At 37.9% G+C, this 11524-nt stretch carries 9 protein-coding genes and 2 pseudogenes; 6 read left to right on the top strand and 5 right to left on the bottom strand.

What is annotated here, in order from left to right; translation table 11 throughout:
• Nucleotides 1–370 precede the first annotated feature (370 nt).
• On the top strand, nt 371–637 hold the full coding sequence (locus tag CWC30_RS08720) for a DksA/TraR family C4-type zinc finger protein (protein ID WP_024602991.1): 267 nt from the start codon (nt 371–373) through the stop codon (nt 635–637).
• A 90-nt stretch (nt 638–727) separates the two neighbouring features.
• Here CWC30_RS08720 and gloA read toward each other — a convergent pair whose 3' ends face one another.
• The 5 genes and pseudogenes from gloA to CWC30_RS08695 all read right to left on the bottom strand — a co-directional run.
• The gene (gloA, locus tag CWC30_RS08715) at nt 728–1129 is read right to left on the bottom strand and encodes a lactoylglutathione lyase (RefSeq protein ID WP_138626887.1); all 402 of its coding nucleotides are present in this window, start codon (nt 1127–1129) and stop codon (nt 728–730) included.
• 54 nt (nt 1130–1183) lie between these two features.
• Nucleotides 1184–2215, bottom strand: coding sequence for a serine hydrolase domain-containing protein (locus CWC30_RS08710; protein ID WP_138626886.1), 1032 nt, complete (start codon nt 2213–2215; stop codon nt 1184–1186).
• Nucleotides 2216–2334: 119 nt separating this feature from the next.
• Complete coding sequence (locus tag CWC30_RS08705; RefSeq protein WP_138626885.1) at nt 2335–4245, bottom strand: aminotransferase class V-fold PLP-dependent enzyme; 1911 nt, start codon at nt 4243–4245, stop codon at nt 2335–2337.
• 221 nt (nt 4246–4466) lie between these two features.
• Nucleotides 4467–4704: pseudogene (locus tag CWC30_RS18740) on the bottom strand (endonuclease III); the annotation flags it as partial.
• A gap of 136 nt (nt 4705–4840) precedes the next feature.
• Nucleotides 4841–5091, bottom strand: a pseudogene (locus CWC30_RS08695) (tyrosine-type recombinase/integrase); the annotation flags it as partial.
• Between the two features lie 236 nt (nt 5092–5327).
• Here CWC30_RS08695 and CWC30_RS18435 point away from each other — a divergent pair.
• The 5 genes from CWC30_RS18435 to CWC30_RS08665 form a co-directional block, all read left to right on the top strand.
• A complete protein-coding gene (locus tag CWC30_RS18435; protein ID WP_212746077.1) occupies nt 5328–6683 on the top strand; it encodes an SNIPE associated domain-containing protein in 1356 nt (451 codons plus the stop codon).
• 88 nt (nt 6684–6771) lie between these two features.
• Nucleotides 6772–7956, top strand: coding sequence for an SNIPE associated domain-containing protein (locus CWC30_RS08685; protein WP_171034702.1), 1185 nt, complete (start codon nt 6772–6774; stop codon nt 7954–7956).
• 248 nt (nt 7957–8204) lie between these two features.
• On the top strand, nt 8205–8759 hold the full coding sequence (locus CWC30_RS08680; protein WP_202807720.1) for a hypothetical protein: 555 nt from the start codon (nt 8205–8207) through the stop codon (nt 8757–8759).
• A 650-nt stretch (nt 8760–9409) separates the two neighbouring features.
• A complete protein-coding gene (locus CWC30_RS08670) occupies nt 9410–10789 on the top strand; it encodes a hypothetical protein (protein WP_138626883.1) in 1380 nt (459 codons plus the stop codon).
• Nucleotides 10789–11524, top strand: a 736-nt coding sequence (locus tag CWC30_RS08665; protein ID WP_138626882.1) for a hypothetical protein, incomplete at its 3' end; no start/stop codon positions are given. The genes CWC30_RS08670 and CWC30_RS08665, both read left to right, overlap by 1 nt.

The following is an 11524-nucleotide window of genomic DNA, read 5'->3' as shown; positions in this document are numbered from 1 at the left end:
AGGACACCGCCCTTTCACGGCGGTAACAGGGGTTCGAATCCCCTTGGGGACGCCACTTACTTGCTTTAAGTAATATATACAGCAGTATGACACCACACACTCTATCCGCAACTTTAAAAAGAGTGAAAATCTCTTAATACGCCACTTACTATTTATTAGTAAGACAGCTTTTATTAAAAAGTATCTAAAATCAGTCCTGCATTTCCATCACTACTTCAAAACTATCCAGTGAAGTTAAAATCTCAAAATTAAATATTTTAATATAATAACTCCTATATATTATTAGTTTCTTTCCTTTCTTTATATTCAGCTTAAATAAACTTCACCTATGTTAGGGTACATATAAACGTCCAAATAAATAGGAGGTTATATGGCAAGTGGATGGGCACGCGATGGTGCAATTCAAGATCAAATCGACGCCAGCGTTAATGATGCTGTGCAATATGCTAGAAGTAACTTAGTTTCTGGAGCCAGTGCCGAGCTATGTGAAGAATGTGATGAACCAATACCACAGGCACGAAGACTTGCGTTACCAGGTGTTAAGTATTGTGTAAGCTGCCAAGTTGAACTAGAAGGTAAAGGCGCACTTTCTAAAGGGCTTAATCGGCGTGGCAGTAAAGATAGTCAATTACGATAAAAAGGTGCATACAGCACCTTTTTTAAAATTGTATCAGAGTTAAGTTTAAATAATTAAAAAGCCGCTTAGTAAGCCTATTAAATATATTTACTAAAATTTATTCATATTTTCTTTTTTCTGAATAAGTTCAATTGAGTAGCCATCTGGATCTTTTACAAACGCTATTTCTGTTGTGCCACCCTTTACTGGACCTGGTTCACGGCTTACGTTACCGCCAGCGGCCTTGATATCAGCACAGGCTTTATAGATATCATCAAACTCAATCGCGATATGACCATAGGCATTGCCTAAATCATAGCTGTCGGTATCCCAGTTATAGGTTAGTTCAAGCACTGTTGTATCAGTTTCATCACCGTAGCCGACAAAGGCGAGGGTATAGCGGTACTCTTCGTTATCAGCACGACGTAACTCTTTCATACCTAGCACATTAGTGTAAAAGGCAATTGATTTATCTAGATTAGCAACCCGTAACATAGTATGTAGTAAACGCATTTAAATCCTCTTTAAAATTCATATAAATTTTTATAACGCAGCTAGTTTTAACTACTATTGCTGCGCAGTTAAAATATCAATAATCCGATTATAAATTATTTCTGTGAGCATCACAGTATCATCGCCATTAGTATTTATAAACTGCACAACGACTGTATCGATATCTTTATAATAACAAGCAATGCTTGAATACCCTAATACCCAACCTGTGTGTTCATACTTATAAAGTGATGCATACAAAGCTTGCTCTTGTTCGTCGAAAAAAGTGCCTTTGTTTAAAGCAAAAATAAAGTCGCCTACATCTTGTGCGGTTGCCACATAGCCTTGATCGAGCGCTTTAAAATCATTCTCATAACCTACGTAGTAACCACTCATCAAATCTACTAAATTGATTTCATGTACAGATGAAAACGTATGCGTTAGGCCCAGTGGCGTTAAAATTTCATCTTTAATAAATTGGTTATGATCATAACCCAGCACGTTTGACATAATTTTTCGCAGCAACAAATAATTGGTATTAGAATAGCCATAGTCAGCATCAGGGCTAAAATCAGCGGGTTTATCGAGCACTAATGTAATTGGGTCAGGGTAGGTTATTGACCAATCGAAATTATCAGTGTCTGTGTAATTGGGTATACCACTTTTGTGCTTTACCATCATTCGCAATGTAATTTTATCTGCGTTTTCAATGCGTCCAATTAATGATGGAAGATAATCAGCCAGTGTTTTATCTACATCAATACGTCCAGCGGCTGAAAGTTTGGTTAAAGCTGCTGCATCATATAACTTTCGAATGCTGCCAATTTTAAAAAGTGCACTAGGGTAAGCGGGTATTTTGTGCTTTCTATTATGCCAACCATTTGCAAAATATTCAGGTTGCTGTCCTTGTTTATGAATATACACAATAATGCCATCAATTCCTTGTTCAATAGCCTCTTGTGTTTGTGCTTGAACATTAGCGGGCAGTGGGTGAAAGTAATATAAAGCAAACTGCCAAGGGGCAAAAATGTATATGCTAGTAAGAGTAACAATGAGAGCTGCAATCCGCAGAAGTGTAAGCGCTTTTTTGTTCTTCAATTGTATCATTGCATTCTGGCTTCATTTATTTTTGGAGTGTGAGGATCAGCTTTTTACTCTACTAAACAGCAATATCATGTGATATTGCTGTTTAGTTATGCGGAGTTCGACTGTATTAAAGTATATCTTTACTTATTAACTTTGCCCTTAAGAACATATATTTCGCTATCAAAACTGCCTTGAATTGTTAATCCTTGTCCTGCCAATTCTTTAAGATAGTCAATATGCTCTTGTGTAATATGCTGCCCCGGAACCAAAAGTGGAATGCCTGGCGGGTAGGGCGTAACTAAACCGGCACAAATGCGGTTATTGCTTTTACTAATAGGCACCGATTCCCGCTCGCCATAGAATGCTTCGCTTGGAATACAGGCTAAGTTTATAGCCGGTAAATTTTCCGGCAAGCGAGAACGTCGCGTTGATGTGGCTAGTTTAACCTTGCCGCTATCGAGTTTTTTCAATGCATTGTATAAACGAATGATCTTTGAGCGCGTGCCACCAAGCGTCAGTAATACTAAGATGGTACTGTGGGTGTATTTTTCTATTTCTAGGCCAATTTCATCCAGCAGGTATTTATGAATATCCTTTAATGAATAAGGTAATTCGCTTATGTCGATGAGAATTTTTAGTGGATCGTGACCCATATTATCACCACTAAAGTGCGGGAATATTTCCATAAAGTCTTGCTTACCTAGTACCTTAATTTGTTTGAGTGAAGCCATCTGTTGTTTAAATTCTTCCACATGGTTCAACAAAGCATTGAGTAACTTATAGCCTTCCATCTCTAATTGCTTTTGGCATACATCAAGCGACGCGATAAGCTGATATTTTGGCGATGTACTGGCGTAAATACTGTAAATCTCACGAAAGAAATCAGCATCGAAATCAGGGTCGTTAACATGAATATAAGACGCTTGAGAAAACGCCGATACCACTTTATGCGCCGAATGAGTGACGTAGTCAGCGCCAGCATGAATGGCGGAATAGTATCGTAGGCTTGGATGAAAAAGCGAGTAAGCAAACCATGCCTCGTCAATAAATACTTTAATACCATGTTGATGGGCATAATCGACCACCTGTTTCAGATCGCTCAGTAGGCCATCGTAAGTACAACCGGTGAGGACTAGCAATTTCGCATCGGTATTTTGTTCTATCGCCTGTTTAATGTCGGCCAACGACGGCGGCGCGAAGATGCCATATTTAGGATTTAAAATACTCGACAAATAAACAGGTAAACTCGCTGATTGCAAAATGCCATAGTGCACAGATTTATGACAATTGCGATCGATAATCACTTTATCGCCCTTACGCAGCAATGTCTGCAAGATGATTTTATTTGAGGTAGACGACCCATTGGTAACGAAATAGGTATGCTTGACTTCAAACGTCGCCGCTGCTGACTCTTGCGCACGGCCAATGGTATTGGTGCTATCTGACAATGAACCCAACGAATCAACCGAAACCGACAAGTCGCCCACAAACACATTACGACCATAAAACTGATAAAAATCTTTAATATAAGGAGAATTTCTAAAGCTGGAGCCGCCACTGTGACCTGGTGTATGCCAAGAATCGTTTGCTTCGCCAACATAACGGCGATACGCAGTCCAAAATGGGGTCTCTGAGCGGTCATCGAAATCGTTGATCATATAGCCTAAAATTGCTTCAGGATCAGAAATTACCTCATCTTTAAAAAAGAAAGACTCAATCTCCTCCGACTCATTAACGATTTCTAGCCCCTTCGTATCATCGCCAATAACATAAACTGGCAGCTCAAGGCGGATCCCTTTTAACTGCTCGATAAAGCGACTATAAGTGCGTTCGCCAACCTTATTTTGCAAATCCCAGCTAAGCACTACAGCCTGAATATCACCATCTTCCTCTACAATGTCCAACGCTTGTTTTAACTCAAGACGCTCAATAATATCGATATGAATATCATCTCGCTCAAAATTGACAATGGTCTTCGATAGATTCGTTGAAAGCTCTTGTAAGGTGACTGGATCTTGCTCAATTAACAAGATACGAAGTATTGGTAGCATAGGAATTCTCGCAATAAAATTTCATAATGCTCAACAGCATAACTAAAGGATTGACGCTTGTGAAATTAATACTTTGAAAATGTTCCAATAATTGCTCTTCGCAAGGGTGCAGGTATAAGCGTTTATTTAATTAATTTGCACTATAGAAAAATCAAGGTGCCTAAGTTTGGCACCTGCATTAAGAAATAGAATGTATTGGTAGAGGAACACTTGCCATATAGCTACTCAGTTTTACCTTTAAACTCACACAAGTCTTCACTAATACAGCTGCCGCATTTAGGTTTACAGGCAACACAGGTATAGCGTCCATGCAGTATAAGCTAGTGGTGAACATCGACTTTAAACTCTTTAGGCACTAGTTTTTCGAGCTTCTTTTCTACTTCAACAACGTTCTTACCCATTGCAAACTTAGTAAGGTTTGATACACGGAATATGTGCGTATGTCGGCCAGCCAAAGTATAATGAACGTAGAACGAAAATACTTACTTTTCCAAGACTGCTTTGACTTATGAAGAGACTGTCACGATAACTTTATGTAATTAGTTTTATTCTGCAAAGCCGGCTATCGGCTAACTCGTATTTGCCCCAAAACGAGCTAGAAAATTTTGCTCAAAGGGCTAACAACACCGTTTGCGCCTTGTTGTAAAACATGAATATATATTTGCGTTGTCTTCAAATCGGAATGACCAAGTTTACTTTGAACTGTGCGAATGTCTTCTCCTGATTGCTAAAGATGAGTCGCGAACGACTCTCTGAACGTATGTGGTGTGATTAACTTTGTAATCCCTGACTATTTTAAAGCAGCCTTCACCGCCTTCCTGACACAAGTGGATGAAAATGATGTCGAATTTCTTTTGTTGGCACTTTCAAGCCGCGTTGTCCTATGTTTCTCCTATCCGATAAGCAACAAGATATCCATAAGTATAGCGTCAGCTTGACGTTAATAAATGTAAAAGATGAACATGTTGATATGGTCGTTATGGTTTGGATTTCGACAAAAGTGCGATTAAGGAAGTTACTGTTAAGAGGTAGTGTTGAATATATTCCATACAAAAGATAAGGTAATCCAAAAGCATAATAAAATGAAGGGAAATATGATTGAGGGAATAGACATACACGTTTACTTATCGGCGCTATTTTGCGGAGCCATAATTGTTCTCGCCATCAAAGGGAAATCTAATCACACGAAACGAATTGAAAAAATTGCTGAAATTCAACGTCAAAAGGAAAACCTCGAAAAGGAATCTATTGAAAATCAGGTTGCCAAACTTGAAGGTGAGTTAGAAGAAGTGGAAAGGAAAATCACTTCTGGTCAAGAACATTTTAAAACACTCGAGGAATCCACTGAGAAGCTTGAGCTAGAGAGACAATATATCGAAGTTGGATTACAGCCACCTGTTTATCGCTTTGATGACAGAGAGGAACTTAAAGCTCAAATCAATAAATGTTATGCGGATCAGTATCGTGTCATAAGCAGAGGCCTAGCAACAAACGCATACTCAAAATGGGAATGGTTTGGCTGCGAAAAAACTGGTGCACGAATGGTCGAAGATTACCGATATCTTTCGCTCAAAGCATTCAATGCAGAATTTGATGCCATAAGAAAAACTATGCGCCATTCAACTTATGATACGGCGGTTAATAAACTACATCGTGTAAATGAACAACTTGGTAAACTGGGCGAGACGGCTAATGTAACAATCTCAGCAGAATTTTTTAACCTGAAAATCAATGAGTTAAACGCTTGGCATCGAGAGCTTTTATACAGAGAAAGACAGAAAGCGGAGAGGAAAAAACAACAAGCTATCCTCCGTGAGCAAAATAATCAATCCGGAGATGAAGCCGATGACCTTGAAGACGAAATATCTTACCGGAGCTCTGATCTGAAAAAAGCCCAAGCCTTAGCTTTAAAACTGCACGGGGCAAGCGCTAAAGTCATGGAAGAAAGAATCCAAAAGATGAAATCTGAAATTGCCAAGCTAGAAAATAAATTTCAACGCACAACCTCGCAAGCACAGATCACAAAGGTCGGCTACATATATGTCATTTCAAACCTAGGTAGTTTTGGAGAGGGTGTTGTTAAAATCGGAATGACTCGTAGACTCGAACCGATGGATCGCATTAATGAACTCGGTGACGCAAGCGTACCGTTTAAATTTGATGTGCACACGATGGCATTTGTGCAGAATGCTCCAGAAATAGAGAAGAAGCTTCATAGAAAGTTTGACGAACAACGAGTGAATGTGGAAAACAATCGAAAGGAGTTTTTCAAGGTAAGCCCCCAGCAAGTAAAAGCTGCAATGGACGAACTGAATGTGTCAAGCGACTGGTACTATGATGTAGAAGCAAAGGAATACAGAGAAAGTATTTTGATTCGTGAAGCAATGAACAAGCAATCGCACGAAAACCTAACTGGGTCAATTCCGGCATCAATATAAGGACATAACCATGCTCATAACAATTATATTATTCATTTGTGCATTAGGTGCATTTTTCTTGTGGAGGAAATCATGCGGAGCGCTTGAAATGGTCGAAGCAGATGGTAAGAAAGTTAGAGATGCGTACTTCCCTGTATCGAGGGCAGAAGACAAGCTAAAACAAATTAAAGAGAAATATTCAGACTTACAGATAAAGTACAATAAGACATTCAGCAGACTACGTGACAACAAAAAAAAGCTTTCATTGTACAACCTTGGCGTGGGTACCTCTGATGATACTTCTTACGCATTTATATCGGAAACGAAAGAAGTCAGAAAAATTGAAGCAGAACTTGCTCAAGTTAAAGAAGACATAAAGGAAATGGTAAAAAACAAAACAGCTTGTATCTGCAGTATGAGTAAAGACGTAAGAGTTAATGGCCGCAAAGCTGGCGCTACAAAACTATTTAATCGTGAAATAAAACTCCGGATCCGCTGTTTAGATAATGAGTTTAAAGCGGCATCTTCAATGGTTGATTGGAACAACATCAATAGGCTATCTCAACGCGCCCGTGAAACATTCGACGATATAAACAACTCAGGCCGTATAGTTAAAACGCAATTGTCTGAAAGTTATTTCCGGTTAAAGAATAAAGAGCTCCGACTAACATATGAATTGAACCAGATTAAAGCTGACATTAAAGAAGAACAACGTGAAGAAGCACGTATCGCGAAAGAAGCAGAGCGAGAAGAAAAGCGTATAATTAATGCTGCGAATAAAGCTAGGAAAGAGCGTGAGATTATGGAGCAGCTGGTTGCGCATGAATTGAGCAAACTAGAATCCAGCTCTGATGAGCAAAAGGAACTGTACGAGCTGCATAAATTGGAACTGGAAGTGTTGAAGAAAAAAGAGGCTCGCTCACAATCGCTCGCTCAACAAACACGAGCTGGTTACGTTTATATAATCTCTAATAGGGTGTCATTTGGGGAGGGGATGGTAAAAATTGGCATGACTCGAAGAGCAGATCCAGATGAGAGAGTCAAAGAACTCGGAGATGCTTCTGTACCGGAACTGTTTGATGTCCACGCATATATATATTCGGAAGATGCACCCAGTTTAGAGAAATTTCTACATAACGAATTCAGCAAACAAAGAGTCAACCTAGTAAATCATCGCAAAGAGTTCTTTAAGGTGGATGTTCAAAGCGTTGTTAAGGCACTCGACAATTACCAAGAAGGTTACGAGATCGAATTAGAGCCGCATAAAGACACTGACATGTTAGCAGTGGCATAGTGGCAAGCTGCTGTGCGATAGCTTTTGTATTGCGTTAGCAAGGCGTTATCAACATCTTTCTCTGGCACAGAGCGGTTCTTAGGCTCTAACACGTTTTTGTCAGGCGAGTTATCTGCTGACTCGCCTTTGCCCCAAAATTATATACTCGGAAAATTGCAGATTGGAAAACGATTGAAGAAGCATTAAAACCTGACCCAGCCGCCAAGCCTGAGCGAGTAACCGCTCGACTTGTGAGACCTCAAGTTTCATTGACTAATCAACATAAAGCTCTTTTCCCTACAGCGGTAACAGCTGAAAGAAAATTCAAGTATGACCCTGTGGTCTACCGCCAAATTGCGCTTTTTAAGGTAAATGAAATCGTTCAGGTGACGAATCGAAAGGGGCACAGTTCAACAATACATATTACGAATATAGTAAAATTGAGCTGGAACCAACTCCAACTGTTAGTCTCATGTGGTAACACTAAGTTCGAGAAACAGTATTTACTTTATAAGGAGTACAGTACAAAGCATAGAGCAAATAGCGTTTTGAAAGGGATGAGTTTAAGCCAAGGCGAGAATTCAGAAATTCAAGAATATATCGGTATATTTAAGGCAAATGGGTTCTCAAAACACACACAAGTAAATGATTATATAACTAGCAATAACTTGTGGGGAAACTACCCGATAATTCGATCACTTAACGATCATGGCGAATACAAAGAAATCGAAGGTATTGAGCCTCAGTATTTTGAAGTTGTTTGCCGTATTTTAAATATATCCAGTGAAAGTGGAAGGAGCTTAGATAACTTCAAAAAGTACTAATTTAGAACACACCTAACACGATTTAAGAGGGGTTCGGCACGCATGGCATTTTTACTATGCGTTGGTTTTAATGATTAAGAGGTATGTGACAGCATCAGTATTGTGTGCCTTACACCTTCAAACTACAGTCGAGGCTCTCAATCGCCTCCGTCAGCAAATGTCTAATTTCTCTCGTAAACCTCAATAAACTCCCAATGACCGCTATGTCGGAATAGCGGTTATCAAAGATGCTAACCTTAAAGACCGTTGTTCGCTCAAATAAGACCCTAAAAGTTGCTCATAGCTATTAAGGTTAACGTTTTCAAAAACAGAAGTATATTTCCGATAACTACCTTTGAAGTCCTAGAAACGGAAATTTGCTTCCGAAATATAGCAATATAGGCTTAAAAAACGGATGTTTACTCCCGTTTTGTACTTTAAAATTATAAGCCGGTGTCTATTGAAAGCTGGGAAGTCGATTGACCTAGAAGTCGCTAATCTACAATTAGCTAAAATAATTTATATGTCGCATTGCAAATATGACAAAATAATGTAAAGTCACTGGGTTATATGGACTTTTTTGTATTAGCATCGGAAGCATATTTTACTCAAGCTAGCTAAGTAAGAAGTTCTGATATTCAGAAAGACTTTTAAGTTAGATAAGTAACCAAATGTTAAATGCCCTCAGAAATAAAAAGTTAATTTCGATATACAAGCCGGAAGAATTTCCGATAATTGACAATGAAAAAATTAGTATCGAGCTAGATGTGGTAGCATCTGCAAGGCATCAAGCAAGTAAAGAACTGCCTAATAGCAATGCAAAATCACCAGACTCAAATGAAATTAAATATAGAAGCAAATTTCAGACTCAGCTTATTCAAAAATCACACAGCGTCCAGCAGTCACTTAACTGCCTTAGTGATGAGATAAATAACCTAAGCATTCAACATTATTTTTCCAATGCAACAAGTTCGCCTTGTGAATTCGAACAAACCGTTCGTTCAGAGATGACAATTTCTTTGCGTGAATTAAAAGACCTAAAAAAACAGTTTGATTTAGCTAATGAAGATTTAGCACAATTTAAGTCAATGAATAAATTAAACAGGGAACCTGATTATCCTGTCAGTAGTATTAAAACTTTTGGTTTACTATTTTTCTTTATGTTAATAGAGGCTATCGCTAATGGCTTCTTTTTCGCTGAGGGCAGTGATTCAGGTTTGCTCGGCGGTATTGCAATAGCCTCTGCAATTGCTTTTGTTAATGTAACTTTTGGGTTTTTAATGGGGTTGCTAGTCTTACGGTATAAAAATCATGTAATAAAATGGAAGTCCTATTTCAGTTTAATATTTTTTAGTGTAGTGATGTTTCTTGTGTGTATCGGCAATTTATTTATAGCCCATTATAGAGAAGCATTGAATAGTTACCCCGATAACGCGCCTGAATACGTGTGGAAATTGATAGAAAGTGGATGGTTTTCTGTTTCAGATATTAATTCTTGGTTACTATTCTTCGTGGGTATATTCTTCTTCATTTTGGCTACGTATAAAGGCTACAAATCTGACGATGAATATCCTAAGTATGGCAGATTTGCAAAACTTAAAGAGAAAGCACTTGATGATTTGATGGAAGAAAAACGTGCTATATTAGATTATGTCGATGAAAAATATGAGGAAGCCATCGAAACTATAGAAGCTAATTTCCATATAATAAAAAACTCAACCAAAGGGTTAGCTAACTCTATTAGTTCATTTGAAATGCAAAAAAAAATATTTGATAATTATGTCACTCATTCAGAAAGCGCGTTAACTTATGTCACAAAGTTATACAGAGATATTAATTCAGAAACCCGAACTACCCCTCCTCCTGAATACTTTGAAAATGACTTCAATTTTAAATTAAATTTCGAACCACTACATTTTAATTACAAAGATAAAAGAGATGAATTAATTCAATTAAAAAATAAGCTTGAAAATCAATTGCCTTCATTGAGAGAAAAACTCAACTCATCAAAAAATATGTTTCATAACGAAGTCGATAGGGCTAGCCACTAATGGGTAGAGCAAAGAAAAGAAATAAAAAAAAGGAAGATACTCAGGGTGTTTTATACCTTACATTAGCAATCTTAATACTATTAAGTCTTGTTGCTAGCTACTTTTTTTTAAAAACTGATCAAATTGATAGGGATGCGGTATCTCTTTGTCGGAAAGACGGTGTTATTAAAACAGATAATGTAATTATTATAGACGCAACAGATAGTTTTAACGAAACGCAATCACTTTTGGCAAAAAAAGAATTATTTTCAATAGTTGAAAACTCTTCAGTAGATTCCCGCTTTTCACTTTATGTAATAAATACTGATCTTACAGATAAGAAGCCAATTATAGAGGTTTGCAATCCAGGAGATGGAACAAACAAAAGTGAACTTACTTCAAATAAAAGAAGGTTATATCAACAATGGAAAGAGCAGTTCCATGATAAAATAATCCATCACTTAGATGAGTTAATTGATATTAATGTTGCTAATAGCTCTCCTATCATGGAAACCATAAAATATGCTTCGATCAATTCTTTGTTCAATTCAAGGGCAAGAAATAAAAAATTAATTATATTGTCAGACCTCCTGCAGCACTCTATTTCTTATTCACAGTATTCTAAAGCTGATAACTTTGAGCAATTTTCTAATAGGCCAATATCTTCTTTGTTAATACCAAGCTTGGAAGGCGTAGAAGTAGAGGTACTTTATCTTTATAGATTAAAGGATACCGTGAATCGCCCCGTGTTTGCCA

Source organism: Pseudoalteromonas sp. S4741 (assembly GCF_005886135.1).
In the GTDB taxonomy this organism is placed as follows: domain Bacteria; phylum Pseudomonadota; class Gammaproteobacteria; order Enterobacterales; family Alteromonadaceae; genus Pseudoalteromonas; species Pseudoalteromonas tetraodonis.
This window is presented reverse-complemented; position numbering and strand designations above follow the sequence as displayed.